The organism is Saccharopolyspora antibiotica (genome assembly GCF_047200635.1).
Lineage (GTDB): Bacteria > Actinomycetota > Actinomycetes > Mycobacteriales > Pseudonocardiaceae > Saccharopolyspora_C.
The window spans coordinates 1-25,046 of the sequence record NZ_JBJZOI010000026.1 but is presented as its reverse complement, the minus strand read 5'-3'; the positions used below and the strand labels follow the sequence as shown (position 1 = coordinate 25,046).

At 73.1% G+C, this 25,046-nt stretch carries 22 protein-coding genes; 15 read left to right on the top strand and 7 right to left on the bottom strand.

What is annotated here, in order from left to right:
* Positions 1-104: 104 nt before the first annotated feature.
* Positions 105-827 carry an MgtC/SapB family protein gene (locus ACL03H_RS20475; protein WP_412812899.1) on the top strand — a complete coding sequence of 241 codons (723 nt, stop codon included), beginning with the start codon at positions 105-107 and terminating at the stop codon, positions 825-827.
* Between the two features lie 43 nt (positions 828-870).
* Here the strand turns inward: ACL03H_RS20475 and ACL03H_RS20470 are convergent, their stop codons facing one another.
* On the bottom strand, positions 871-3,771 hold the full coding sequence (locus ACL03H_RS20470; RefSeq protein ID WP_412812898.1) for an FAD-binding and (Fe-S)-binding domain-containing protein: 2,901 nt from the start codon (positions 3,769-3,771) through the stop codon (positions 871-873).
* 258 nt (positions 3,772-4,029) lie between these two features.
* On the opposite strand from ACL03H_RS20470, the gene fabG reads away from it, so the two are divergent.
* The 3 genes from fabG (at position 4,030) to ACL03H_RS20455 (ending at position 6,682) form a co-directional block, all read left to right on the top strand.
* Positions 4,030-4,734, top strand: coding sequence for a 3-oxoacyl-ACP reductase FabG (gene fabG, locus ACL03H_RS20465; protein ID WP_412812897.1), 705 nt, complete (start codon positions 4,030-4,032; stop codon positions 4,732-4,734).
* 73 nt (positions 4,735-4,807) lie between these two features.
* Positions 4,808-5,575, top strand: coding sequence for an enoyl-ACP reductase FabI (gene fabI / locus ACL03H_RS20460; protein ID WP_412812896.1), 768 nt, complete (start codon positions 4,808-4,810; stop codon positions 5,573-5,575).
* A gap of 81 nt (positions 5,576-5,656) precedes the next feature.
* Positions 5,657-6,682 carry a ferrochelatase gene (locus tag ACL03H_RS20455; RefSeq protein ID WP_412812895.1) on the top strand — a complete coding sequence of 342 codons (1,026 nt, stop codon included), beginning with the start codon at positions 5,657-5,659 and terminating at the stop codon, positions 6,680-6,682.
* Between the two features lie 361 nt (positions 6,683-7,043).
* On the opposite strand, the gene ACL03H_RS20450 is transcribed toward ACL03H_RS20455, so the two are convergent.
* Complete coding sequence (locus ACL03H_RS20450; protein ID WP_412812894.1) at positions 7,044-7,817, bottom strand: hypothetical protein; 774 nt, start codon at positions 7,815-7,817, stop codon at positions 7,044-7,046.
* Between the two features lie 147 nt (positions 7,818-7,964).
* Here ACL03H_RS20450 and ACL03H_RS20445 point away from each other — a divergent pair, with 147 nt between their 5' ends.
* The 3 genes from ACL03H_RS20445 (at position 7,965) to ACL03H_RS20435 (ending at position 10,512) form a co-directional block, all read left to right on the top strand.
* Positions 7,965-8,771, top strand: a complete 807-nt coding sequence (locus tag ACL03H_RS20445) for a DUF3097 domain-containing protein (RefSeq protein ID WP_412812893.1) — start codon at positions 7,965-7,967, stop codon at positions 8,769-8,771.
* Positions 8,772-8,856: 85 nt separating this feature from the next.
* Positions 8,857-9,285, top strand: a complete 429-nt coding sequence (locus ACL03H_RS20440) for an NfeD family protein (RefSeq protein WP_412812892.1) — start codon at positions 8,857-8,859, stop codon at positions 9,283-9,285.
* 15 nt (positions 9,286-9,300) lie between these two features.
* Positions 9,301-10,512, top strand: coding sequence for an SPFH domain-containing protein (locus ACL03H_RS20435; RefSeq protein ID WP_412812891.1), 1,212 nt, complete (start codon positions 9,301-9,303; stop codon positions 10,510-10,512).
* A 155-nt stretch (positions 10,513-10,667) separates the two neighbouring features.
* Here ACL03H_RS20435 and ACL03H_RS20430 read toward each other — a convergent pair whose 3' ends face one another.
* Positions 10,668-11,378 (bottom strand): GntR family transcriptional regulator, encoded by a 711-nt coding sequence (locus ACL03H_RS20430; protein WP_412812890.1) that lies wholly within the window; start codon positions 11,376-11,378, stop codon positions 10,668-10,670.
* Between the two features lie 35 nt (positions 11,379-11,413).
* Between ACL03H_RS20430 and ACL03H_RS20425 the strand changes: the two genes are divergently transcribed.
* Positions 11,414-12,721, top strand: a complete 1,308-nt coding sequence (locus ACL03H_RS20425) for an MFS transporter (RefSeq protein ID WP_412812889.1) — start codon at positions 11,414-11,416, stop codon at positions 12,719-12,721.
* A gap of 70 nt (positions 12,722-12,791) precedes the next feature.
* Entirely contained in the window at positions 12,792-14,225 is a 1,434-nt protein-coding gene (locus tag ACL03H_RS20420) for an aldehyde dehydrogenase family protein (RefSeq protein ID WP_412812888.1), read from the top strand.
* A gap of 90 nt (positions 14,226-14,315) precedes the next feature.
* Here the strand turns inward: ACL03H_RS20420 and ACL03H_RS20415 are convergent, their stop codons facing one another.
* Positions 14,316-15,731 (bottom strand): amidase, encoded by a 1,416-nt coding sequence (locus ACL03H_RS20415; protein WP_412812887.1) that lies wholly within the window; start codon positions 15,729-15,731, stop codon positions 14,316-14,318.
* On the bottom strand, positions 15,728-16,711 hold the full coding sequence (locus tag ACL03H_RS20410; protein WP_412812886.1) for a D-2-hydroxyacid dehydrogenase: 984 nt from the start codon (positions 16,709-16,711) through the stop codon (positions 15,728-15,730). Before ACL03H_RS20410 ends, ACL03H_RS20415 begins: the two co-directional genes overlap by 4 nt.
* Before the next feature lie 296 nt (positions 16,712-17,007).
* On the opposite strand from ACL03H_RS20410, the gene ACL03H_RS20405 reads away from it, so the two are divergent.
* The 4 genes from ACL03H_RS20405 to ACL03H_RS20390 all read left to right on the top strand — a co-directional run bounded on the left by ACL03H_RS20405 (position 17,008) and on the right by ACL03H_RS20390 (position 19,945).
* Positions 17,008-17,502, top strand: a complete 495-nt coding sequence (locus ACL03H_RS20405) for a DUF3830 family protein (protein ID WP_412812885.1) — start codon at positions 17,008-17,010, stop codon at positions 17,500-17,502.
* 9 nt (positions 17,503-17,511) lie between these two features.
* Complete coding sequence (locus ACL03H_RS20400) at positions 17,512-18,273, top strand: maleate cis-trans isomerase family protein (protein ID WP_459561780.1); 762 nt, start codon at positions 17,512-17,514, stop codon at positions 18,271-18,273.
* Between the two features lie 187 nt (positions 18,274-18,460).
* Positions 18,461-19,216, top strand: coding sequence for a maleate cis-trans isomerase family protein (locus tag ACL03H_RS20395; RefSeq protein ID WP_412812884.1), 756 nt, complete (start codon positions 18,461-18,463; stop codon positions 19,214-19,216).
* A 12-nt stretch (positions 19,217-19,228) separates the two neighbouring features.
* Positions 19,229-19,945, top strand: coding sequence for a GntR family transcriptional regulator (locus tag ACL03H_RS20390; protein ID WP_412812883.1), 717 nt, complete (start codon positions 19,229-19,231; stop codon positions 19,943-19,945).
* 3 nt (positions 19,946-19,948) lie between these two features.
* On the opposite strand, the gene ACL03H_RS20385 is transcribed toward ACL03H_RS20390, so the two are convergent.
* Both ACL03H_RS20385 and ACL03H_RS20380 read right to left on the bottom strand, forming a co-directional pair.
* Positions 19,949-20,668, bottom strand: coding sequence for a DUF3632 domain-containing protein (locus ACL03H_RS20385; protein WP_412812882.1), 720 nt, complete (start codon positions 20,666-20,668; stop codon positions 19,949-19,951).
* 84 nt (positions 20,669-20,752) lie between these two features.
* Complete coding sequence (locus ACL03H_RS20380; protein WP_412812881.1) at positions 20,753-22,246, bottom strand: NAD-dependent succinate-semialdehyde dehydrogenase; 1,494 nt, start codon at positions 22,244-22,246, stop codon at positions 20,753-20,755.
* 113 nt (positions 22,247-22,359) lie between these two features.
* On the opposite strand from ACL03H_RS20380, the gene ACL03H_RS20375 reads away from it, so the two are divergent.
* Both ACL03H_RS20375 and ACL03H_RS20370 read left to right on the top strand, forming a co-directional pair.
* A complete protein-coding gene (locus ACL03H_RS20375) occupies positions 22,360-23,616 on the top strand; it encodes an aspartate aminotransferase family protein (protein WP_412812880.1) in 1,257 nt (418 codons plus the stop codon).
* Positions 23,617-23,848: 232 nt separating this feature from the next.
* Positions 23,849-24,952, top strand: a complete 1,104-nt coding sequence (locus ACL03H_RS20370; RefSeq protein ID WP_412812879.1) for an LCP family protein — start codon at positions 23,849-23,851, stop codon at positions 24,950-24,952.
* Positions 24,953-25,046 lie beyond the last annotated feature (94 nt).

Below are 25,046 nucleotides of genomic sequence, written 5' to 3'. Positions count from 1 at the left end.
GTGCCCGGTTCGAGCCTGCGGGCCGGTCCGGCCGCCGGTTGGCCGAGCCGGTTGCGGCGATCGCGGGGGAGCGAGGCGCGCGGCGGCCGGGTTAGGTTCGTCGGATGGCGGGTGAGGCGGTCGCGGGGCTGGGCGAGCTGCCGCTGCTGGTGGAGCTGGGCAGCGCGCTGGTGCTGTCGAGCCTGGTGGGCCTGGAGCGGGAGGTCCGGGCGAAGAGCGCGGGGTTGCGCACGCACACCTTGGTGGGGGTGGGGGCGGCGCTGTTCATGCTGGTGTCGAAGTACGGCTTCGGGGACGTGCTGGCGTTCGACCGGGTGTCGCTGGATCCTTCGCGGGTCGCAGCGCAGGTGGTGTCGGGGATCGGGTTCATCGGCGGTGGGTTGATCTTCGTGCGCCGCGACGTGGTGCGCGGGTTGACCACGGCGGCGACGGTGTGGCTGGTGGCGGCGATCGGGATGGCCTGCGGTGGCGGGCTGGTGGTGCTGGCCGCGGCCACGACGCTGGTGCACTTCCTGGTGGCGGTGGGGTATCCGCGGCTGCTGCGGTTGCTGCGCGGGGTGCTGCGGGAGCCGCAGGTGGTGCGGGTCGGTTACCTGGACGGTCGCGGGGTGCTGCGCGAGGTGCTGACGTTGTGCACCGGCCGGGGGTTGAAGGTCCTCGACCTGGTGGTGGAGCGGGAGGACACCGACGAGGAGCAGGAGCGCACGGCGGTGGTGGCGGTGAGCCTGCAGGGCAAGCAGCCGGTGGGCGAGCTGGTGGAGGAGATCAACGGCCTGCCGGGGGTGCTGCACGCGGCGGTGGGCGCCTCGGCGGAGTCCGGGTTGTGAGTCCGCGCCCCGGCCGCTCGGTGGGCCGGGGCGCGGGGCGGGATCAGCGGTCGAGCGCGCGGCGGACGAGGGTCGCGAGGTGCACGGGTTCGGCCCCGGTTCCCTGACGGATCTGCACCCGGCAGCTGAAGCCGTCCGCGACGACCTCGGTTCCGGGTTCGGCGGCGCGCACCGCGGGCAGCAGGGTCTGCTCGGCGCAGGCCATCGACACCGCGTAGTGGCCGCGTTCGAAGCCGAAGTTGCCGGCGAGTCCGCAGCACCCGGCGTCGAGGACGTGGGCGTCGGTGCCGGTGGCGGCGAGGGCGGCGCGGTCGGCGTCGAAGCCCAGCTCGGCGTACTGGTGGCAGTGCCGCTGGACGAGGGCCTTCCCGCCGCCGGTGCGCTGCCAGCGCTCGCGGTCGGGTTCGACGTGTTCGGCGAAGGTCCTGGTGGCTTCGGCGAGGGCGCGGACGTCGGGATCGTGGGGGGCGAGTTCCAGCGCGTCGCCGCGCAGGAACGCGGTGCAGCTCGGTTCGAGCCCGATCACGGGTGTCCCGGAGTCGAGGTGCGGTCGCAGCAGCCGGGCGGTGCGGCGCAGCACGCGGCGGGCGGTGCCGAGCTGCCCGGTGGAGGTCCAGGTCAGTCCGCAGCAGACGGGTTCGCGGGGGAGTTCGACGGTGTGGCCCAGCCGTTCCAGCGCGAGCACGGCGTCGCGGCCGATGTGCGGGTCGAAGTGGTCGGTGAAGGTGTCCGGGAACAGCAGGGCGCGCGGGCCGCCGGTGGCGGTGCGGTCTTCGCGGTGGCGCCACCAGGAGCGCAGGGAGCGTTCGGCGAGGCGCGGGACGTCGCGTTCGGGGGCGATGCCGCCGAGGCGCTTGAGCAGCGGGGCGGCGGGGCCGGTGAGCACGGCGTTGGCGAGCCGGGGCGCGCGCTGGGCGAGGGTGAGCCACAGCGGGAGGAAACCCATCGAGTAGTGCGCGGCGGGCCGGGGGCGGTGGCGGTAGTGGTGGTGCAGGAACTCGGCCTTGTAGGTCGCCATGTCGACACCGACGGGGCAGTCGGTCTTGCAGCCCTTGCAGGACAGGCACAGGTCGAGGGCGTCGCGGACCTCGGTGGAGCGCCAGCCGCCGCGGATCACGGAGCCGTTGAGCATCTCGAACAGCAGGTGGGCGCGGCCGCGGGTGGAGTGCTGCTCGTCCTGGGTGGCGCGGTAGCTGGGGCACATCACGCCGCCGGTGGTGTTCAGGCACTTGCCCATGCCGACGCAGCGCCGGCTGGCGGGGGCGAGGTCGCCGTCGTCGGCGTGCAGCGCGAGTTCGGTGCGGGTGGGGATGGTCGGTGGGGCGACGAGCAGCCGCAGGTCGGCGTCGAGCGGCCGGGGCCGGGCGATCTGGCCCGGGTTGAGCAGCCCGTCGGGGTCGAAGGCGTCCTTGAACCTCGCGAAGGCATCGATGACGGCGGGCGGGTACATCCGGGCGAGCAGCTCGGAGCGGGCCCGCCCGTCGCCGTGCTCACCGGAGACCGAGCCGCCGTGGGCGGCGACGAGGTCGGCGGCGGCCTCCATGAATTCGCGGTAGCGGGCGGCCCCGGAGCCGGTGAGCAGGTCGAAGTCGACGCGCACGTGGATGCAGCCGTCGCCGTAGTGGCCGTAGGTGACGCCCTTGCGGCCGAAGCGGGCCAGCAGCGCGTCGAACTCGCGCAGGTAGGTGCCGAGCCGTTCGGGTGGCACGGCGGCGTCCTCCCAGCCGGACCAGCGTTCGGAGCCGTCGGCCATCCGGGTGGAGTAGCCGGAGCCCTCCTCCCGGATCTTCCACAGCGCCCCGGTCCGGGCCGGATCGGTGTGCACGACGGACTCGGCCTGGGAGCCGATGGCTCGGCGGACGCGCTCGGCGGCGTTCTCGGCGTCGCGCTGGTCGGTGCCGCCGACCTCCACGAGCAGCCAGCTGCGGCCGCCGGGCAGCAGCCGCAGCGCGGGGGAGGAGGGGTTGCGGGCGCGCACGACGTCGACGAGTTCGGCGCTGAGGCCTTCGATGGCGAGCGCGTCGAGCCCGCGCAGCCGGGTGACCTGGTCGGCGGCGGCGTAGCTGTCGTCGAAGCCGAGCACGATCAGCGCGCGGGCGGCGGGCACCTCGACGAGGTCGACGGTGGCGCCGAGCAGGATCGCGCAGCCGCCTTCGCTGCCGGTGAGGGCGCGGCCGAGGTGGAAGCCGTGCTCGGGCAGCAGCTGGTCGAGGTTGTACCCGGAGACGCGGCGGGTCAGGTCGGGGAAGGAGTCGCGCACGAGCTGGGCGGTGTCGGCGCGCAGCGCCCGCAGGTCGCGGTGCAGCGCCCCGGTGCGGTCCTGGCGGGCGCACAGCGCGTCCAGCTCGGTTTCGGTGGTGGCCGCGGCGGTGAGGCGGGTGCCGTCGGAGAGCAGCACGTCCAGGGAGCGGACGTTGTCGACGGTCTTGCCCCAGGCGACCGAGTGGGTGCCGCAGGAGTTGTTGCCGATCATGCCGCCGAGGGTGCAGCGGCTGTGCGTGGAGGGGTCGGGGCCGAAGGCGAGGCCGTGCGGCTTCGCCGCGGCTTGCAGGGTGTCGAGCACGACGCCGGATTCCACGGTGGCGGTGCGGCGTTCGGGGTCGAGGTGGTGGATCCGGTTGAGGTGGCGGGAGAAGTCGAGCACGAGCCCGGGGCCGCAGGCGTTGCCGGCGATGCTGGTGCCCGCGCCGCGGCCGGTGACGGGGACCCGGTGCTCGCGGGCCACGGCGAGGGCGGTGGCGACGTCGTCGGCGTGCCGGGGGAACACGACGCCGAGCGGGACCTGCCGGTAGTTGGAGGCGTCGGTGGAGTAGAGGGCGCGGGTGCCGGGGTCGAACCGGGCTCGGCCCTCGATGCGGCCGCGCAGCGCGGCGGCGAGCTCGTCGGGAGCGGGGAGGCCGGTGCTGTCGTCCGGGGCGGGGCTGCGGTGCGGGGCGGTCGTCATGCGGGTTGCTCCTGGCCAGGATCGGCGCGGTCGGTGGTGGGTGCGGTTCGGATCACGGCTGTCCTGCACCGTAGGGCCTCCGGGCGGCCGGGGCGGGTGTCCACTGTCGGCGCGGCACGACTCTGGTGGTGGATTTCTGTTCAAGGTGGATGGAAGGGCCGTGCGGGTGAACCGATAATGTCGCGGCTGTTCAGGTGAACCGGCTCGGCCGTTGCGGTGCGGGCGTTCACCACTCGGGATTTCGGGAGGAGACCCACAGTGGGACGGTCCGTACTGGTGACCGGAGGCAACCGCGGGATCGGGCTGGCGATCGCCCGCGCGTTCCAGGCCGCGGGCGACGAGGTGGCGGTCACCCACCGCGGATCGGGCGCTCCGGAGGGGCTGCGGGGCGTGCAGTGCGACGTGACCGACGCCGAGCAGGTCTCGGCGGCCTTCGACGAGGTGGAGGCCGCGCAGGGCCGGGTCGAGGTGCTGGTGTCGAACGCCGGGATCACCGACGACGGGCTGCTGCTGCGGATGGGCGAGGAGCAGTTCGGCCGCGTGCTGGACGCGAACCTGGCGGGCTCCTACCGGGTCGCGAAGCGGGCGGCGAGCAGCATGTTGCGCCTCAAGCGCGGCCGCATGATCTTCGTGTCCTCGGTGGTGGGGCTCTCCGGTGGTGCCGGCCAGGCGAACTACGCGGCGAGCAAGGCCGGGCTGGTCGGGCTGGCGCGCTCGATCGCCCGCGAGCTCGGTTCGCGCAAGATCACCGCGAACGTGGTCGCGCCGGGCTTCGTCACCACCGACATGACCGACGCGCTCAGCGACGAGCGCCAGAAGGAGATCTTCGGGCAGATCCCGTTGTCCCGGTTCGCGGAGCCCGACGAGATCGCGCAGGCGGTCGCCTGGCTGGCCTCGGAGGGGGCCGCCTACGTCACCGGGGCGGTCATCCCGGTGGACGGCGGCCTGGGCATGGGGCACTGAGCCGGGACCGGCCCGGCCCGATACGACTCGGCCCGCCCGGTGGCGGGCCTCAGCAACACAGCGGAGGAAGTTCGTGAGCGGATTGCTCGAAGGCAAGCGCATCCTGATCACCGGCGTCATCACCGACGCCTCGATCGCGTTCCACGCGGCCAAGATGGCCCAGGAGCAGGGCGCGGAGGTGGTGCTCACCGGGTTCGGCCGGATGAGCCTGGTGGAGCGCATCGCGGGGCGGTTGCCGAAGCCCGCGCCGGTGCTGGAGCTGGACGTCACCAACGCCGAGCACCGCGACAGCCTGGCCGACCGGGTGCGCGAGCACGTCGACGGCCTGGACGGGGTGCTGCACTCGATCGGGTTCGCCCCGGCGTCCTGCCTGGGCGGGGAGTTCCTGGCCGCGCCGTGGGAGGACGTGGCCACGGCGGTGGAGATCTCGGCGTACTCGCTGAAGTCGTTGACGACCTCGGTGCTGCCGCTGCTGTCGCCGGGCTCGTCGATCGTGGGCATGGACTTCGACGCGCGGGTGGCGTGGCCCGCCTACGACTGGATGGGCGTGGCGAAGGCGGCGCTGGAGTCGACCAGCCGCTACCTGGCGCGCGAGCTGGGACCGCAGGGGATCCGGGTCAACCTGGTCTCGGCGGGCCCGGTGCGCACGATGGCGGCGAAGTCGATCCCCGGTTTCTCCGGTTTGGAGGAGACCTGGGGCGAGCGGGCCCCGCTGGGCTGGGACGTCAACGACCCGACGCCGGTGGCGCAGTCGATCTGCGCGGTGCTGTCGGACTGGCTGCCCAAGACCACCGGTTCGATGATCATGGTGGACGGCGGGTTCTCCGCGCTGGGCGCGTGATCCGCTCGGGGCGTGCGCGGGCGCATCGCGCACGCCCCACCCGCGTGGGCGGCCGTTTCCGGTGCGCGCCATCATGGTCGGGTGACTTTCGATGCGCTGCTGTTCTTGTCGTTCGGTGGACCGGAGGGCCCGGAGGACGTCCGGCCGTTCCTGGAGAACGTCACCCGGGGCAGAGGCGTGCCGCCGGAGCGGCTCGACGAGGTCGCCGAGCACTACCACCACTTCGGCGGGGTGTCGCCGATCAACCGCCTCAACCGCGAGATCATGGCCGGGCTGCGCGACCAGCTGCGCGCCGAGAGCCGGGACCTGCCGGTGTACTGGGGAAATCGGAACTGGTACCCCATGATCGAGGAGACCGTGGCGCGCATGGCCGAGGACGGCGTGCGCCGGGCGCTGGTCTTCCCGACGTCGGCGTGGGGCGGCTACTCGGGGTGCAAGCAGTACCACGAGGACATCGCCCGGGCCCGCGAAGCGGTGGGGGAGCGGGCTCCGGAGCTGGTGAAGCTGCGCCAGTTCTTCGACCACCCGCTGTTCGTGGCGGCCAACGCCGACGCGGTCCGCCGCGCCTGCGCGCAGGTGGGGGATCCGCGGGCGCGGCTGGTGTTCACCGCGCACTCGGTGCCGGTGCGCGCCGATGAGCTGCCGGGCCCGGACGGGCGGCCCGAGTGGTACTCGCGGCAGGTCGCGGAGTGCGCGCGGCTGGTGGCCGAGGAGGCCGGGGTGGAGGCCTACGACGTGGTCTGGCAGTCCCGCTCCGGGCCGCCGCAGGTGCCGTGGCTGGAGCCGGACGTGGTCGATCACGTCGAGCGGCTGCACGCCGAGGGCGTGGGTTCGGTGGTGGTGAGCCCGATCGGGTTCGTCTCCGACCACCTGGAAGTGGTGTGGGACCTGGACAACGAGGCGGCGGAGAAGGCCGCGGAGCTGGGGATGGGCTTCGCCCGCGCCGGGACCGCGGGAGACGATCCGCGGTTCGCGAAGATGATCGTGGAGCTGGTCTCCGAGCACGTCGACGAGGTGCGGCCGCGCAAGCTGTCGCTGCTGCCCGCGGCGGGCTGCAGCACCAACGGCGAGGCGTGCGCCCCGGGCTGCTGCTCGCGGACGGCCTGACCTCGGTCGGGGTGCCCGCGCCGCCCCGAGCTCGGCGCGCTCGACCGCGAGCTGACGCCGAGCGGGGGCGGGGCCGGTGCCACGTGCGGCTCGGGCGCCGCGCGGCGGCCCGGAGCACTCCTTGGGCCGGTACTCCGGGCGCCCGGTGAGCGGCGGTGAGAACCCCTGCCCGTTCCGCCGCGCACCAGCAGGTCGCCCGCTCCACCGGCTGCCAGGGAGGTGCCGGGCAGCGTCGTCGACGAGGACTTGCGGTGGTGGGGGCGCGGCCCGCCGCTAGGTCGGGAGGGCGGACTCCCACCACCTGCCCGCCGGGCGGCTCCTCCGCGGGGAGTTCCGCTGGTCCGGCCCGTACCGGGCGGGGTCAGTGCTGGCTGGCGCCGTCGGCCAGCACCCGCACCATCTCGGCGATGGAGGCGCGGCGGGCGGCGCGGACCGAGTCGAACAGCGGGCGCAGCGCCTCGGTGCGGGCTCGCGTCGCCGAGGCCGACAGCGCCCCGCCGGGGGCGTCATCGGTGGCGACCCACAGGATCGCCTCCACCTCGGCGGCTCGCTGCAGGATCCGCAGCGGCCGCTGCGGCACCTCCTCCGGCCACGGCGGCTTGGGCCGGTCGGCCACCGTGGAGGCGATCTCGTCCCGGACTCCGGGCCGCCGCTTGGCGATGTCGAGATCGATCAGGGTGCTGGCGGCCTCGCGCATCGCCGAGGACATGCCGTGCTCGGCCTCGCCGATGGGCAGGTGCTCGGCCGGGGGCAGCTCGCCCACGGCGAACACCGTCCAGCGCAGGATCCCCTCGGCGACCTGCTCCGGAACCAGGGCCAGGCCGGCCTCCGGCAGCACGGCGGCCTCACCGCGACGCAGCGCCTGCTTGGAGAAGGCGCTCGCGGTGCCGAGACCGCGCACATCACCGGGCACCGGCAGCGCGAGCTCACCGGTGCTCGCCCCGGCCTTGCGCAGCGCCGCGAGCAGCAGCGCCGGACCGGCGGGGGTGTCCTGGGGGCCGGGCAGGTCCAGGCGGGCGGCGAGCTCCTCGTCGGCGGCGCGCACCTCCTGCGACTCGCCCCAGACCTGCAGGGCGTCGAGCACGTCGTCCGCGGCGGTCGCACCGTGCAACCACGCGGACGTCCACACGACCATCGTTGCGCTTGGGCATGGCACGTCGAGAGAGAGTACGTATCCCGCGCCGGACCTTCCCGTCGGGGGAGGGGTGCTGTGGTCCGCGTCGCGATCACCTGGGCGGCGCGCCGCGTCCGGCCGCCGCGCCCCGGTGAGTAGGGTCTGCTCGTGCGTTCGGTGAACTACGGCAACGACGTCCTCGCTTCCGGGCGGAAGCGCCGGGAGATCCCCGAAGTCCCCGCCGAGCCGGGACTGGTGGTGGAGGATCCCGCGAGCGGCTTCTGCGGGGCGGTGCTACGGGTGGAGAAGGGCAACGCGGTCCTGGAGGACCGCCGCGGCGCGCGGCGGCTGTTCCCGATGCGGCCCGCGGCCTTCCTGCTGGAGGGCCGTCCGGTCACGCTCGTGCCTCCGCCGGTCGGCGGGGACTCCGGGCCGCGGCGGTCGGCCTCCGGCTCGGTCCACGTGGACGGCGTGCGCGCCCGCGAGGCCAGGGGCAGCCGGATCTGGGTGGAGGGCCTGCACGACGCCGAGCTCGTCGAACGGGTCTGGGGGCACGACCTGCGGGTGGAGGGCGTGGTGGTGGAGCCGCTGCACGGCGTCGACGACCTGCCCGGTCTGCTCGCCGAGTTCCGGCCGCGCGCCGGGCACCGCGTCGGCGTGCTCGTGGACCACCTGGTCGAGGGAAGCAAGGAATCGCGCCTCGTGGCCGGTGTCGACGATCCGAACGTGCTGATCACCGGCCATCCTTACGTGGACGTGTGGCAGGCGGTGAAACCCGCTTCGCTGGGCATCGAGGCCTGGCCGGTGGTGCCCCGCGGACAGGACTGGAAGGAAGGCGTGTGCGCAGCGCTCGGCTGGGGTGAACCCGCCGAGGGGTGGCGTCGCGTGCTCGGTGCCGTGGAGGGCTTCCGCGACGTCGAGGCCCCCTTGCTCGGCGCGGTCGAACGGTTGATCGATTTCGTCACCGAGCCCTGATCCGCCGCCCCGGCCGGGCACCTGAGACCTGATCTTGTCGGGCGAACGTCCCCACGGAACGCCCGAGCTCTGCGACTATGGAGCCATGGCCCCGTTCGTGTGGTTGGTGCTCGGGCTGCTCCTGGTGGCCGCCGAGGTGCTCTCGGGGGAGTTCGTGCTCGTGATGCTCGGCATCGCGGCGCTGGGGGCGGCCGCGACCGCCGCGGTCGTGGCGCCGTCCTGGGCGCCGGTGGTGGTGTTCGCCCTGCTGGCCGGTGGTCTGGTGCTGGGCGCGCGCCCCGCGCTCAAGCGCCGGTTCGACACCGCGCCCGAGCTCCGGACCAACGTGGACGCCCTGGTCGGCAAGCGCGCGGTGGCGGTCTCCGCCGTGGACCACCGGGGCGGCCGGGTGCGCATCGACGGCGACGTCTGGTCGGCCCGCACGCAGCACGAGGCCGAGATCGTGCTGGACGGTGCGGCGGTGCTGGTCGTGGAGATCTCCGGGGCCACCGCAGTCGTGACCGCGCAACCGTGAACGCTGGAGGATGAAGTGGCTGGACTGATCGTGCTGGCGGCCGTGGTGCTGCTGGTGATCATCGTGGTGGCCAAGTCGGTGCTGGTGGTGCCGCAAGCCCAGGCCTCGGTGATCGAACGGCTGGGGCGGTTCCGCACCGTCGCCGCGCCGGGCCTGAACTTCCTGGTGCCGTTCCTGGACCGGGTGCGGGCGAAGATCGACCTGCGCGAGCAGGTGGTCTCCTTCCCCCCGCAGCCGGTGATCACCCAGGACAACCTGACGGTCTCCATCGACACGGTGGTGTACTTCCAGGTCACCGATTCCCGCTCGGCGGTCTACGAGATCTCGAACTACATCGTCGGCGTGGAGCAGCTGACCACCACGACGCTGCGCAACGTGGTGGGCGGGATGAGCCTGGAGGAGACCCTGACCTCCCGGGACCAGATCAACACCCAGCTGCGGGGGGTGCTGGACCAGGAGACCGGCCGCTGGGGCATCCGCGTCGCGCGGGTCGAGCTCAAGGCCATCGACCCGCCGCCGTCCATCAAGGACTCGATGGAGAAACAGATGCGCGCCGACCGCGAGAAGCGCGCGATGATCCTCAACGCCGAGGGTGCCCGGGAGTCGGCCATCAAGACCGCCGAGGGCCAGAAGCAGTCCCAGATCCTCGCGGCCGAGGGCGCCAAGCAGGCGTCGATCCTCGACGCCGAGGGGGAGCGGCAGTCCAGCATCCTGCGCGCGCAGGGCGAGCGCGCCAGCCGCTACCTGCAGGCGCAGGGGCAGGCGAAGGCGATCGAGAAGGTCTTCGCGGCGGTCAAGCGCGGCAAGCCCACCCCGGAGCTCCTGGCGTACCAGTACCTGCAGACGCTGCCGCAGATGGCGCAGGGCGACGCGAACAAGGTGTGGGTGGTGCCCAGCGACTTCAACAAGTCCCTGGAGGGCTTCGCCCGGATGCTGGGGGCGCCGGGGGAGGACGGCACCTTCCGCTACGAACCGCCGAAGGAGGAGCCGCCCTCGGGGCGCCCCGAGGACGAGGAGGAGTCGGTGGCCGGCTGGTTCGACACCTCGTCGAGCCCGGAGGTCGCCGAGGCGGTGCGCGCCGCCGAGGAGGTCGCGCGCAAGGAGGTGCCCAGCGCCTCGCCCGGTCTCCCGGGCGGGCCCGCGCTGTCGGGCCCGGCGAGCCGGGAGGCGCTGGGGGAGACCGGTGCCCTGGGGCAGCCGCCGGCGGGCGGTACGCCCCCGGCCTGATCGGACGCGCCGGGTGAGCCCCCGGCGGTGAGTGGGCGGCGTGCGCGCCGCCCATTTTCACGCCGTGACTGTTCTGCTGCCACGATTGCTTCAGTGCGGAATGAAATTAACGATCTCACGATCGAAGGACAAACCCGCGAACGAGAGGTGAGGGCTCAGCGGTCGGGGGTGAACACGGGGCCGCCCGCGATGCCCAGGGTGCGCAGCACGCCGAGCAGGTGCTCGCGCAGCACGGCCTTGGCGGTCTCGGCTTCGCCGTCGCGCAGGGCGCGGGCGAGCTGGACGTGCTGGTGGGTGATGTGCGGTCGCCGGTCCTGGGTGCGGGCCTCGGCGGTGATGCGCAGCTGGCGGTCGCGCAGGGCGGCGTAGAGGTCGTCGACGATCGGGTTGGCGGCCGCGGCGACCAGGCGGGCGTGGAAGTCCCGGTCGGTCTCGTGCATCTGGGTCGCGGAGAGCTCGTCGTCCCCGCAGGCGGGGTGCTCCACGAGCTCGCGGCCCACCGCGACCATCGCCGCACCGCCCTGCGCGGCGAGCTTGTCGATGGCGAAGCTCTCCAGGGCCAGGCGGGCCTCCAGCACGCCCCGGGTCTCGGCGGGGGTGATGGGCACGACGAGGGCGCCGCGCTTGGGGTAGAGGCGCAGGAAGCCCTCGGACTGCAACCGCAGGAAGGCCTCCCGCACGGGGGTGCGGGACATGGTCAGCGCGGTGGCGACCTCGCCTTCCGACAGCAGCTGCCCGTCGGGGTAGGTGCCGTCGAGCAGGCCGGCCTTCACGTGCCGGTAGGCGCGGTCGGCGGCTGGTGGTTCGCTCCCGGCGGCCTCGCGGGCCGGGGCGGGGACGTGCTGGTGCGGTGTTGCGCTCGACACGAGCCCATCGTACTGATCCACCTCTTGTATCTATGGTGAGTACGAGTCGTGTGGAAGGCGGGTTCGAGGTGTCGGTGCAGGTCGTGGGGAACGAGCGGGCCGCGCGGGGCGTGACGCGCGGCGCGTGGCTGGTGTGGGGAGTGGGCGCGGCGTGCTACTTCGTCGCGCTGTTCCACCGCGCCAGCCTCGGGGTCGCGGCGCCGGACGCGCTGGTGCGGTTCTCCGCCGGTCCGGGGGTGCTGGCGTTGTTCTCGGCGTTGCAGTTCGGGGTGTACCTGGTGCTGCAGGTGCCTTCGGGGCTGCTGGCCGACCGGCTCGGTCCGCGCCGGGTCATCACCGGTGGGGTGGTGGCGCTGGCGGTGGGGTCGGCGGTGTTCGCGGTGAGCGGGTCGGTGCTGGGCGGGATGACCGGCCGGGTGCTGATCGGCATCGGGGACGCGTTCATGTTCACCAACGTGCTGCGGTTGGCGGCGGTGTGGTTCCCGGTCGGCCGCTACGGGCGGGTCGCGGCGTGGACGGGCCTGATCGGCGGTCTGGGGCAGGTGCTCTCGACGGTGCCGTTGACCTCGGCGCTGCGCGGGTGGGGTTGGGCGCCGACGTTCCTGGGCGCGGCCGGGGTGACGGCGGTGCTGGCTCTGGTGGCGGCCGGGGTGATTCGGGATCGTCCGGCCGGGGCGATCACCGAGGTTCCCGGGGGTGAGCGGGAGCCGATCGGCAGGACGTTGCGTGTGGTGGTGGCCCAGCGGGGGACGCGGCGGTCGTTCTGGGTGCACTTCGTGCTGTTGTCGCAGTTCCTGGCGTTGACGACGCTGTGGGGCGCGCCGTGGCTGACCGGGGCGCAGGGCGTGGGCGCGGGCGAGGTGGGGCAGCTGCTGCTGGTGGCCGTGGCCGGGTTCATCGCGGGGTCGTTGGTGGCGAGTCAGTGGATCGCGGGCCGGCCGCGGCGGCGGGAGCGCTGCACGCTGGGGATGTCGGTGCTGGTCGTGCTGGTGTGGGCGTTGCTGGTGGGGTGGCCGGGTGTGCTGCCGGGGCCGCTGCTGGTGGTGGTGCCCGCGTTGCTGGGGCTGGCCGGGGGCGCGGCGATGCTGGCGTTCGACGGGGCTCGGGAGGCGAATGCGGTGCACCGTTCCGGTGCGGCCTCGGGCGTGGTGAACATGGGTGGTTTTCTCGCGGCGGTGCTGGTGCAGGTGCTGGTGGGTGCGGTGCTGGAGGTGGTGTCGTCGTTGCCCGCGGCGGAGGCCTACCGGTGGGCGTTCGTTCCGGTGGTGGTGCTGCTGGCGGTGGGGACGGCGGGGCAGTGGTGGTGTCGGCAGCGGGTGGAGCCGGTGCCGCGCCGCGGGTGAGCGGTGGCGGGTCGGGGTGCTGCCGCGCGGTTAGGGTCGCGTGATCGGTGCGTCGTCGCAGGAGGTTCTGGTGTCCGCTGGAGTGGAGCTGAGCAACGTCGTCGGCGGGGTCCCGGCGGGGGTGGTGTCAGGGGAGGTGCTGCCGCTGGTGGATCCGAGCACGGGGGAGGAGTACGGGTCGGCTCCGTTGACGCGGTGGACGGATGTCGACGAGGTGATGGGGGTGGCCGCGGCGGCGTTCGGGGCGTGGTCGGCGGCGACGCCGGGGCAGCGGCAGCGGGCGCTGTTGCGGTGGGCCGAGGTGATCGAGGGGGCGGCTGAGCGGTTGGTGACGGCGGAGTGCCGGAACACGGGCAAGCCGCGGTGGGTGGTGCGGGAGCGGGAGTTGCCGAGGGCGGTGGATCTGCTGCGGTTCTGCGCGTCGGCGGGGCGGTTGCCGGAGGCGGCCGCGGCGGGGGAGTACGAGGCGGGGTTCACGTCGTCGGCGCGGTGGGAGCCGATCGGGGTGTGCGCGCAGGTGGTGTCGTGGACGCATCCGCTGCTGCTGGCGGTGGCGCGGGTGGCGCCGGCGTTGGCGGCGGGCAACGTGGTGGTGCTGAAGCCGGCGGAGACGACGCCGGTGAGCGCGGTGCTGTTGGGGGAGTTGGCGGCGGAGGTGTTGCCGCCGGGTGTGGTGAACGTGGTGTGCGGTGATCGGGATTCGGGGCGGGCGATGGTGGCGCACGAGGTGCCGGGGATGTTCTCGATCACGGGGACGGTGCGGTCGGGGATGGAGGTGGCGGCGTCGGCCGCGGCGGATCTGAAGCGGGCGCACCTGCAGTTGGGGGGCAAGGCGCCTGCGGTGGTGTTCGACGACGCGGACGTGGGGCGGGCGGCGCGGGTGATCGCGGAGGCGGCGTTCGGGGATGCGGGGCAGAGCTGCACGGCGGCGAGCCGGGTGCTGGCGGGGCCCGGGGTGTACGAGGAGTTGGTGGGGGCGTTGGCGGAGCGGGCGGTGGCGTTGCGGCCGGGGCCGCCGGCGGAGGTGGGGGCTGCGTTCGGGCCGTTGAACAGCGCTGGGCAGTTGGAGCTGGTGGAGGGGTATCTGGAGCGGTTGCCGGAGCGCGCGCGGGTGGTGGCTGGTGGTCGTCGGCGGGGTGGCCGGGGGTTCTTCCACGAGGCGACGGTGGTGGTGGACGTGGAGCAGTCGGATGAGCTGGTGCAGCACGAGGTGTTGGGGCCGGTGGTGACGGTGCAGCGGTTCTCCTCGGAGGCCGAGGCGGTGGAGTTGGCCAACGGGGTGCGCTACGGGTTGGTGGCGAGCGCGTGGACGCGGGATCACGCGCGGGCGTTGCGGATGTCGCGGGCGTTGCAGGCGGGGACGGTGTGGGTGAACGCGCATCGGCCGTTGGTGGCGGAGATGCCGCACAGCGGGTTCAAGCATTCGGCGTCGGCGCGGGATTTCGGCCGGTTCGGGGTGGAGGAGTACGGCCGGATCAAGCACGTGATGTCGGCGGTGGAGTGAGGTCGGTGGGGCCTGCGGTCCGGGTGCCCCGCCACCCCGGCCGCATCGCGGCGGGGTGGCGGGGCCGGGGTGTTCGCTCCGGCTGGTGGTTCACCCGCGGGGGCGCTGCCAGGGGTGGGCTTGCTCGTAGGCGCGGGCGGCGCGCAGGACGCGGGCGTCGGAGTGGCGGGGGCCGATGATCTGCAGGCCGATGGGGAGTCCGTCGCTGGTGAAGCCGCAGGGGGCGCTGGCGGCGGGTTGCTGGGTCATGTTGAAGGGGTAGGTGAACGGGGTCCAGCCGGTCCAGCGGGGGCTGGGGGAGTCCGGGGGTGTTTCGGTTCCGGCGGTGAAGGGGGCGATGCCGACGGTGGGGGTGAGCAGCAGGTCGTAGGTCTCGTGGAAGGCGCCCGTGCGCTGTCCGAGGGTCATGCGGGTGTTGGTGGCTTCGAGGTAGTCCTGGGCGCTGTAGGTGAGTCCTTCGTCGATGATGTCGCGGAGGCCGGGGTCGAGCAGGTCGCGTTGGGCGGGGGTGAGGTGTTCGACGGATTTGGCGGCGCCGGCGAACCAGAGGACGTGGAAGTCGGCGACGGGGTCGGTGATGCCGGGGTCGGCGTTCTCGACGGTGGCGCCGAGGTCGGTGAAGACCTGGGCGGCGCGGGTGACGGCTTCGGCGATCTCGGGGTCGACGGTGGCGAATCCGAGGTCGGTGCTCACGGCGATGCGCAGTCCGGCGACGCCGTCGTCGAGGCCGTCGAGGTAGGAGCGGGTGGGGGGTTCGAGGGCGGACCAGTCGCGGCTGTCGGGGCCGGTGAGCACGTCGAGCATGAGCGCGGTCTCGGTGACGGTGGTGGTCATGGGGCCGGCGTGGGCGAGGGTGCCGAAGGGGCTCGCGGGGTAGTGGGGGATGCGTCCGTAGGTGGGTTTGATGGTGAAGATGCCGCAGAAGGCGGCGGGGATGCGGACGGATCCGCCGCCGTCGGTGCCGATGGCGAGGGGGGCCATGCCGGAGGCGACGGCTGCCGCGGCGCCTCCGCTGGAGCCGCCGGCGGTGCGGTCGGGGTTCCAGGGGTTGCGGGTGATGCCGGTGAGGGTGTTGTCGGTGACGCCTTTCCAGGCGAGTTCGGGGGTGGTGGTCTTGCCGATGAACACGGCGTTGTGTTCGCGCAGCCGGGCGACGGCGGGGGCGTCGGCGGTCCAGGGCTGGTGGGGGTCGACGGTGCGGGAGCCGCGCAGGGTGGGCCAGTCGCGGGTGAGGAAGATGTCCTTGATGGAGGTGGGGACGCCGTCGAGGCGGCCTTGGGGGGTGCCGCGGTTCCAGCGGGTTTCGGAGGCGCGGGCTTGGTCGAGTGCGCGGTCGGCGTCGACGAGGCAGTAGGCGTTGACGGTGCCGTCGGCTTCTTCGATGCGGCGGAGGGTGGCTTCGGTGGCTTCGACGGGGGAGAGCTCACCGCTGGCGAAGCGTTCGAGCATGTCGGTGGCGGTGAGGTCGGCCGCGGTGGTGGGGGCGGTGTCGGGGGTCGAGGTCATCGGGTCTGCTCCGTTCCGCTGACGTAGCCGCGTTGTTTGTCGACGACGTTGTGCAGGTCGTCGCCGTGGGTGTAGAGGCGCAGGTTGGTGAGGAACAGTTCCACCAGTTCCGCGGTCCAGCCGATGGTGTCGCCGGACATGTGCGGGGAGATGAGGACGTTGGGCATCTCCCAGAGCGGGCTGGTGGTGGGCAGGGGTTCGGTGTCGAAGACGTCGAGGGCGGCGCCGGCGAGGCGGCCTGCCGCGAGTGCTTCGACGAGGTCGGGTTGGACGACGAGTTCGCCGCGTCCGACGTTGATGAGGCGGGCGGTGGGGCGGCAGGTGGTGAGGGCGTGGGCGTCGATGAGGCCGTGGGTCTGGTCGGTGAGGGGTGCGGCGAGCACGATGTAGTCGTGGTCGCCGAGGACGGTGGTGATCTGGTCGGAGGGGTGCACGGTGCCGAAGTCGGGGTCGTGGGTGCGGGCGGTGCGGCCGATGCCTTCGACGTGGAGTCCGGCGGTGGTGAGCTGGGTGGCGATGGCGCGGCCGATGGGGCCGGTGCCGACGATGAGGGCGCGTTTGCCTGCGATGCGTTCGGTTTCGCGGTGTTGCCACTGCTTGCGGTCTTGGAGGCGGACGCTGGTGTGCAGGTCCTTGGCGAAGGTGAGGATGGTGCCGAGGACGTATTCGGCGATGGGGGCGTCGAAGATGCCCCGGGAGTTGGTGATGGTGACGGGGGAGTCGATGACCTGGGGGGTGAGCAGGTGGTCGACTCCGGCGCTGGCGGCGTGGATCCAGCGCAGCGCGTCGGTGCGGGGCCAGGCGTCGGCGAGGGCGGCGGAGCGGAAGTCCCAGACGAACAGGACGTCGGCGCCCGGCAGGGCTGCGGCGAGGTCGTGTTCGGTGGCTGGTCGGACTTCGGCGAGCTGCTCGATGCGGTGCATGGCGGGGGGTGGGGTGTCCCCGTGGAGGACGACGACGGTGGGGGTGTGCTCGGTCATGGCCTGCCTTCGCGTGGGGCGGTGGTGGGGCGCGTCGTCGCGGGCGGGCCCGGAAGATCGTGGGGCCGCCGGGGATTGACACGCTAGGAAGCGCTCGTAGGATTGTCAACAATCCGCAGGTGCGTCGCGGTGGGGCCGGTTCTGCCCGGCCCGCGCGGCGGGTCTTCGGCCCCGTGTCGGCCCGGTTCGGGCCCTCGTGACGCGCACGGGGCACGGCGTGGCCGGAGCTGGCCGCGAGCCGAGACCGCGGAGATCCCTCCACATCTGCCAGTCCCCCTCATGGAACGGATGTCGCGATGCCCAGGTACCTGTCGATCGCGCTGGAGAAGCGCGGCGTGTCCTGCGTGGCCGAGCTGCTGGACGAGGACGCCCCGCGCACCTGCGAGGCCGTGTGGCAGGCGTTGCCGCAGGCCGGGCCGGTGCACCACGCGAAGTACGCGCGCAACGAGATCTACACCATGGTGCCGCGGTTCGCCGAGCGGGAACCGGGGCAGGAGAACCCGACCGTCACCCCCATTCCGGGTGATCTCGTGTACTTCTCCTTCGACAGCGGGATGCTGGACCGGGAGTTCAAGGAGGAGAAGGACATCCACGAGCTGCCGGGGGTGATCGATTTGGCGGTCTTCTACGGGCGCAACAACCTGCTGCTCAACGGGGACGTCGGCTGGGTCCCGGGCAACGTGTACGGCTCGATCGTGGAGAACCTGGGCGCGTTCGCGGAGGCCTGCAACGACGTGTGGCGCTCCGGCAGCGTCGGGGAGCGGCTGCTCTACGCGCGTCACGCCGGGTGAGGCGGGATCGTGGCGCCGCAGGAGTTCCTGGAGGCGTTGGCCGGGCCCGCGGCGCAGCGCGGGGTGGGCGTGGTCGCTCCGTTCGACCTGGCGATGGACCGGGAGCTGTGGCGCTGGGCGCCGCCGGAGGTGACGTTGTACCTGACGCGCACGGCGTTCGTGCCGGTGCCGATGACGGTGGAGATGGCGTCGTTGATCTCCGATGAGGCGGCGGTGCACAGCGCGACCCGCGATTTGCTGTCCCCGGAGCCGGAGGTGGTGGCTTACGCGTGCGCGTCGGGCAGTTTCGTCGACGGCGCGGCGGGGGAGCGCAACCTGGTGACGGTGATGCGGGAGGCGGGTGCGCCGGCGGCGGTGACGACGTCGGGTGCGCTGGTGGAGGCGTTGGGCGTGCTCGGGGTGCGGCGGGTGGCGATCGCGACGCCGTACGTGGAGAACGTGACCGATCGGCTGGTGGGGTTCCTCGGTGAGCACGACGTCGAGGTGGTGACCAGCGTGGGGTTGGGCCTGCTGGGCCGGATCTGGAAGGTGACCTACCGGCAGGTGGTGGACATCGTGCGGTCGGCGGATCGTCCGGACGCGGAGGCGATGTTCATCAGCTGCACGAACTTGCCGACCTACGACATCATCGGCCCGCTGGAGCAGGAGCTGGGCAAGCCGGTGCTCACGGCGAACCAGGTGACGATGTGGTCGGCGCTGCGGGCGATGGGGCTGGCCGCGGTGGCTCCGCAGCAGCGGCTGGTGCGGGCCTGGGGTGCCCCTGCGGCGTGAGCCGGGGGTGCCGGTGGCGCTGCGCCGGTCGTGTCATCGCCATTACGAAAGCATTTCCACGACTCGGGCGGCACCGAACCGTGCGGTAACATTGTCGACAATCAACCGCGGGTCCGGTGTCGTTCGCCCGGTGATCTTCGCCCTGGTCAGGGCGGTGACCGGGAACGGACCAAGGAGGGAGCTGCCGGTGTCGGTCACCGCAGGGATTCTCTACCCGGGATACAGCGCCGAGGACGACTACCCGGTCCTGGAGCGCCTGCTCGGGGACGTGTCGTTGCCGCTGGTGCACACGGAGATGCGCGAGGACGCCCATCGGGTCGACGCGCTGCTGGACGTGGGTTCCGAGCAGGTCCTCGCCGAAGGCGCTCGGCGGTTGCTGGAGCACCAGGTGAGCGCGGTGATCTGGGCGTGCACCAGCGGGAGCTTCGTCTTCGGCTGGGACGGTGCCCGCGATCAGGTCGAGAAGTTGCAGGCCGTGACCGGGTTGCCCACGTCGAGCACGTCGTTCGCGTTCGTGCACGCCGCGGCCCGGTTGGAGGTGCGGCGGGTCGCGGTGGCCGCGACGTATCCGGCGGAGGTGGCCGACCGGTTCGGGGAGTTCCTCGCCCGCGGCGGGGTGCAGGTGGCCCGGCTGTCCAGCCGGGGCATCGTCACGGCCGCCGAGGTGGGCACGCTGACCCGGGAGCAGGTGTTGGAGTTCGCCGCGGCCAACGACGATCCGGCCGCGGAGGCGCTGCTGATGCCGGACACCGCGCTGCACACCGCGGCGTTGCTGGAGGAGCTGGAGCAGCGGGTGGGCAAGCCGGTGCTGACCGCGAACCAGGTCAGCGCGTGGGAGGTGCTGCGGCTGGCCGGGGACAGCGGGCTCCGCGAGGGTGCGGGGACGTTGTTCCGGGTGGCCGGACCGGCGGGAGGCGGGCTCCCGGGAGCCGCCCCGCAGTGAAGCGATGAGGAGATGGTGTCGGTGCTCGGAGTCGACGAGCAGAACCAGCACGGCGAGTTAGAGCCGGTGCAGCGGAAGTCGACGGCGGCGATCGTGGCGGACCAGCTGCGTTCGGCGATCATGTACGGCTCGCTGCCGCCGGGCAGCCAGATGGGTGAGGCGGAGCTGGCCTCGCGGCTCGGGGTGAGCCGGGGCCCGTTGCGGGAGGCGATGCAGCGGCTGGTGCAGGAGGGCCTGCTGCACAGCGAACCGCACCGGGGCCTGTTCGTGACGACGCTGGACGCCGACGACGTCACCGACATCTACCTGGCGCGGCTGGCGGTGGAGCGGGCGGCGTGCGAGCGCATCCTGCGCCATCACCGGGTGGAGGCGGTCGCGGAGCTGACCGCGGCTCAGGCCCGCATCGTGTCGGCCGCGGGTCTCGGGGACGCCATCGAGCTCTCCGACGCCGACCAGGAGTTCCACGAGACCCTGGTGCGGGTGTCGGGCAGCCCGCGGTTGCAGCGGATGGCGCAGACGTTGCTGGTGGAGAAGCGGATGTGCCTGACCGCGCTGCAGGACAAGTACACCGCGGATCCGCAGACCCTCGTCGACGAGCACGCCGGGCTGGTCGACGCGATCGAGGCCGGGGACGAGGAGCTGCTGCTGGCGCGGCTGGAGGCGCACATGAACGATGCGCTGGAGCGGCTCAACGCGTTCGCGCCGATGCTCTCGGACGGTGCGCGCTGAGGTTCACGCCTCGGGCAGCAGCGCCAGGGCGGTGCGGGCGTCGGGGGTGCCGAGTTCGGCGAGCCGGGTGCGCCAGAACTGCCATCGCCGCGGGCTGAAGCCGTGGCCGGGTACGCCGCGGTCGCGGGCCAGCGGCCCGAGCCGGTCGACGCCGCGGTCGTGGTCGGTGAAGGTGCGGTGCGCGCGGGCGCGGGCGGCCAGGGCGGCGCTGCCGTGACGGGCCCAGCTCACCACGGCCGCCAGGTCCGGTGGTGGTGCGGTGTGTTCGAGGTGTTCGCGCAGCGTCCACAGGGCGTGCAGGGAGAAGTCGATGCGGGCCGCGGTCAGGCGGGCGGCGAAGGCGTGCAGGTGCGGCTGGCCGGGGTCGTCGTGGTGGGGGGCGAGGTCCCAGGTCTCGCGCAGCTGGGCGCCGAAGCAGGGCAGGTCGGTGAACACCTCCAGTCCCCACACGGTGCGGCCCCGGGGCGGGGGGTCGAGGTCGCGCAGCGCGCTCAGCAGCGCCACCAGCCGCGGGTGGTGGTCCGGGCTGGTGCGGGCGGTGGCCAGCACCGGTTCCCACGCCGCCCACAGGATCTCGGCGACCGCGTCCTCGCCGGGGTTGTCGGCGCAGGCGCGGCGCACCGGTTCGGCGAAGCGCCGCGCGCCGTCCTGGGCGGTCCGCGCGCCGCGGAGGTGGTCGGCGAGGAGGTCCTGGTAGTGGCGCCGCGCCTGCTGGTGATCCACGGCCGCGACGCTATCGGGCGGGGGTGGACGCCGCGGTGCCCCGCGCGGGGGCGGGGCACCGGTGCTCGGGCGGGAGGGCGCGGGTCACAGGCCGCCGATGGCGATGTACTTGGTCTCGAGGAATTCGTCGATGCCGACCTTGCCGCCTTCGCGGCCCAGGCCGGAGGCCTTCACCCCGCCGAACGGGGCGGCCGGGTTGCTCACGACGCCCTGGTTGAGGCCGATCATGCCGCTGTCCAGGGATTCCGAGACGCGCAGTGCCCGGTGCAGGTCCTGGGTGTAGACGTAGGCGACGAGGCCGTACTCGGTGTCGTTGGCCGCGTCGATCGCGTCCTGCTCGTCGGTGAAGGTGGAGATGGGCGCGACCGGGCCGAAGATCTCCTCGCGGGTCATGCGGGCTTGCGCGGGCACGTCGGCGAGCACGGTCGGCGGGTAGAAGTAGCCGTCCCCGTCGGGTCGGTCGCCGCCGACGACGACCTTCGCGCCCAGGTCGACGGCGTCGGTGACGAGGTCGGCGACCTTGCCGCACTGGGTGGCGTCGATGAGGGGGCCGACCTCGACGCCGTCGTCGACGCCGCGGCCGAGGCGCAGTCCGCCCATCCGCTCGGCGAGCTTGCGGGAGAACTCCTCGGCGACGTCGGTGTGCACGTAGAAGCGGTTGGCGGCGGTGCAGGCCTCGCCGATGTTGCGCATCTTGGCTTGCATGGCGCCGTCGACGGCGGCGTCGAGGTCGGCGTCGGCGAACACGAGGAACGGGGCGTTGCCGCCGAGTTCCATGGACACGTTGAGGACCTGTTCGGCGGACTGCTCGATGAGCTTGCGGCCCACGGCGGTGGAGCCGGTGAAGGAGAGCTTGCGGGCGCGTCCGTCGCGGATCATCGGTTCCATCACCGCTCCGGCGCCGGCGGCGGTGACGACGTTGAGGACTCCGTCGGGCAGCCCGGCTTCCTGCAGGATCTCGGCGAGGGCGAGCATCGACAGCGGCGTCTGGTGGGCGGGTTTGATCACCGAGGTGCATCCGGCGGCGATCGCGGGCCCGATCTTGCGGGTGCCCATCGCCATCGGGAAGTTCCACGGGGTGATCAGCAGGGCGGGGCCGACGGGCTGGCGGGTGACCAGGAACCGGCCGCTGCCGCTGGGGGCCACGGCGTAGTCGCCGCCGATGCGCACGGCCTCCTCGGCGAACCAGCGGAAGAACTCGGCGGCGTAGGTGATCTCGCCGCGGGCTTCGGGCAGCGGTTTGCCCATTTCGAGGGTCATCAGCAGCGCGAGGTCCTCGTGGCGCTGCTGGATGAGCTCGTAGGCGCGGCGCAGGATCTCGCCGCGTTCGCGCGGGGGGTGCTTGGCCCAGGCGGCCTGGGCGTCGTGGGCGGCGGTGAGGGCGGCCAGCGCGTCGTCGGGGGTGGCGTCGGCGACCGAGCACAGCGCACGCCCGGTGGAGGGGTCTTCGACCTCGAAGGTGCGTTCGCCGCTGGCGGCGCGCCACTTGCCGCCGATGAGCAGCTGCTTGGGGGCGGCGTCGACGACGCGGACCTCGGGGGACTCGGTGCCTGCGGGGGAGCTGCTCGTGGTGCTCATCGGTTCAGCGGGCCTTCCGTGTCGGCGGGTGGACAGGACGCAGCCGTGATGGTTGCATGTCACACGCGATTGTCAACAATCCTACATTCGGGATCGACAGCTTGGAGTCGAACATGGCTGAGCTCTCGCCGGTGTTGAAGCAGGCGACACCCGTGCTGGCCGCCCGCGGTCAGGGCGTCTACCTCTACGACGAGGACGAACGCCGCTACCTCGACTTCACCGCCGGCATCGGGGTCACCAGCACCGGACACTGCCACCCGAGGGTGGTCGAAGCCGCGCAGCGCCAGGTGGGAACCCTGATCCACGGCCAGTACACGACAGTCATGCACCGGCCGCTACTGCAGCTGACCGAGCGACTCGGCGACGTGCTGCCCGCCGGGCTGGACCGCATGTTCTACGTCAACTCCGGCAGCGAGGCCGTGGAGGCCTCGGTGCGGCTGGCGCGGCAGGCCACGGGCAAGCAGACGATCGTCGCCTTCCACGGTGGTTTCCACGGCCGCACCATGGGCGCCGGGGCGCTGACCAGCTCCGGGGTGAAGATCCGCGCCGGGATCGGGCCGATGATGCCGGGCGTGGCGTTCGCCCCGTTCCCCGAGACCTACCGGCACGGCTGGAGCGAGGCCGAGGCGGTGCGCTTCGCGCTCGCCGAGCTCGACCAGCTGCTGCTGACCGTCACCTCCCCGAAGGACACCGCCGCGTTCATCGTCGAACCCGTCCTCGGCGAGGGCGGGTACATCCCGGCGCCCGCGGCGTTCCTGGAAGGGCTGCGGGAACGCGCCGACCGGCACGGGATCCTGCTCATCACCGACGAGGTGCAGACCGGGGTGGGACGGACCGGGAAGTTCTGGGGGCACCAGCACTCCGCCATCACACCCGACATCCTGATCACCGCCAAGGGGCTCGCGAGCGGTTTCCCGATCTCGGGCATCGCGGCCTCCGCCGAGGTGATGGGCAAGGCCTGGCCCGGGTCGCAGGGCGGGACCTACGGCGGCAACGCGGTGGCCGCCGCGGCGGCCCTGGCCACCCTCGACGTGGTGCGCGACGAGAACCTCGTGCACAACGCCGCCGAGCAGGGCGCCCGCCTGCAGGAAGGGCTGCGCAAGGTCGCCGCCGAACACCCGGTGATCGGGGAGGTCCGCGGCCGCGGCCTCATGGTCGGCAACGAGTTCACCACCCCGGAGGGCGTCCCGGACACCGCCACCGCGACCCGCGCCCACGCGGCCGCCGCCGAACGCGGGCTGCTGCTGCTGACCTGCGGTCCGGCGGGCAACGTGGTGCGGATGATCCCACCGCTGATCGTCGACGCCGAGCAGGTCGACGCGGCGGTGGGGCTGTGGTCGGAGGCCGTCGCGGCCGCCGTCGCGGGCTGAGGACCCCGCCAGCGCGACACCACTCGGGGGCGGGACCACGGCTGGGCAGCCGGGACCGCCCCCGAGGCGTGCGCGGGGCTTCCACCGCCCGCTGCGGGCCCGGCGCGCCGGACGGGTGGTTTCCACACCGTTGCGGGAGCGGTGTCCCGGACGCGCGGCGCCTTCTGGGATGCTGCACGGCGAAGGTCGGCGCGCGAGCGTGCCGAAAGCCGAGTCCGCGGGTGTGAAGGTCATGAGTGATTGGTCGGCGAATCCGCCGAGGGGTCGGCGGCCGCAGCAGGGCGGCTACGACTACTACGCGCGCCGCGGGGGCGGTGGTGGCGCCCCGCCGCAGCCCCCGCCGACCAGGAGGGCCGGGCCGCCGCCCCGGCAGCCGCGGCGCAGGCGGATGGGCTGGGGCAAGCGCATCGGCATCGTGCTGGTGGTGCTGCTGCTGGTCGTGGTCGGGTTCGGGATCTACGTCGACAGCGTGCTGCAGCGCACCGCCGCCCTCGGCTACGAGGGCCGCATCGACGACACGCCCGGCACCAACTGGCTGCTGGTCGGGTCCGACAGCCGCGAAGGGCTCGACGAGTCCCAGCGCGAGGAGCTCTCCGCCGGGGACGCCGCCGGGCGCCGCACCGACACGATGATGCTCGTGCACATCCCCACCGGTGGCGGCAAACCCGCCCTGATCAGCTTGCCCCGCGACTCCTACGTGCCGATCCCCGGCCACGGGCGCGACAAGCTCAACGCCGCGTTCGCCATCGGCGGCCCGCAGCTGCTGGCCGAGACCGTCGAGACGGTCACCGACGTGCACATCGACCACTACGCCGAGATCGGGCTCGGCGGCTTCGCCGAACTCGTCGACGGCGTCGGCGGCGTGGACCTGTGCCTGGACGATCCGATGGACGACGACATGGCCAACGTGCACCTGCCGGCGGGCTGCCAGGAGCTCGACGGGCCGCAGGCGCTCGGGTTCGTGCGCGCCCGCTACTCCCTCGCCGGCGGTGACCTGGAGCGCGCGGAGAACCAGCGCAAGGTCCTCGGCGCGCTGATGGACAGGGCGATGAGCCCGCTGACGCTGCTCAACCCGTTCCGGCTGGTGCCGCTGGCCAACGCGGCGGGCACCACGTTCCTGCTCAACGACTCCGACCACGTCTGGCACCTGTTCTGGCTGGCCAAGGCCCTCGGGGACGTCAGCGGCGGCAACGGCATCACCACCAGCGTGCCCTTCGGCGGCTTCGGCGAGACCTCCAGCGGAAGCGTGGTGCTCTGGGACAAGGAGAACGCGGTGCGCATGTTCGGCGCGATCGCCGCGAGCGAACCCATCCCGGACGACCTCGTCGAACCCTGATCGCCGGGAACGCGCACGACGGAGCAGGGGTGGGGGGGGGGAACAACCCCCCCCCCCCCCCCCCCCCCCCCCCCACCCACCACCCCCCCCCCCC

What these genes read in the sequence shown, in the direction of transcription:
- ACL03H_RS20405 (WP_412812885.1), top strand. Translation starts at nt 17,008, where the DNA reads ATGCCCAGGTACCTGTCGATCGCGCTGGAGAAGCGCGGCGTGTCCTGC.
- ACL03H_RS20380 (WP_412812881.1), bottom strand. Translation starts at nt 22,246, where the DNA reads ATGAGCACCACGAGCAGCTCCCCCGCAGGCACCGAGTCCCCCGAGGTC.
- ACL03H_RS20440 (WP_412812892.1), top strand. Translation starts at nt 8,857, where the DNA reads ATGGCCCCGTTCGTGTGGTTGGTGCTCGGGCTGCTCCTGGTGGCCGCC.
- ACL03H_RS20475 (WP_412812899.1), top strand. Translation starts at nt 105, where the DNA reads ATGGCGGGTGAGGCGGTCGCGGGGCTGGGCGAGCTGCCGCTGCTGGTG.
- ACL03H_RS20415 (WP_412812887.1), bottom strand. Translation starts at nt 15,731, where the DNA reads ATGACCTCGACCCCCGACACCGCCCCCACCACCGCGGCCGACCTCACC.
- ACL03H_RS20410 (WP_412812886.1), bottom strand. Translation starts at nt 16,711, where the DNA reads ATGACCGAGCACACCCCCACCGTCGTCGTCCTCCACGGGGACACCCCA.
- ACL03H_RS20390 (WP_412812883.1), top strand. Translation starts at nt 19,229, where the DNA reads ATGGTGTCGGTGCTCGGAGTCGACGAGCAGAACCAGCACGGCGAGTTA.
- ACL03H_RS20370 (WP_412812879.1), top strand. Translation starts at nt 23,849, where the DNA reads ATGAGTGATTGGTCGGCGAATCCGCCGAGGGGTCGGCGGCCGCAGCAG.
- ACL03H_RS20450 (WP_412812894.1), bottom strand. Translation starts at nt 7,817, where the DNA reads ATGGTCGTGTGGACGTCCGCGTGGTTGCACGGTGCGACCGCCGCGGAC.
- ACL03H_RS20375 (WP_412812880.1), top strand. Translation starts at nt 22,360, where the DNA reads ATGGCTGAGCTCTCGCCGGTGTTGAAGCAGGCGACACCCGTGCTGGCC.
- ACL03H_RS20470 (WP_412812898.1), bottom strand. Translation starts at nt 3,771, where the DNA reads ATGACGACCGCCCCGCACCGCAGCCCCGCCCCGGACGACAGCACCGGC.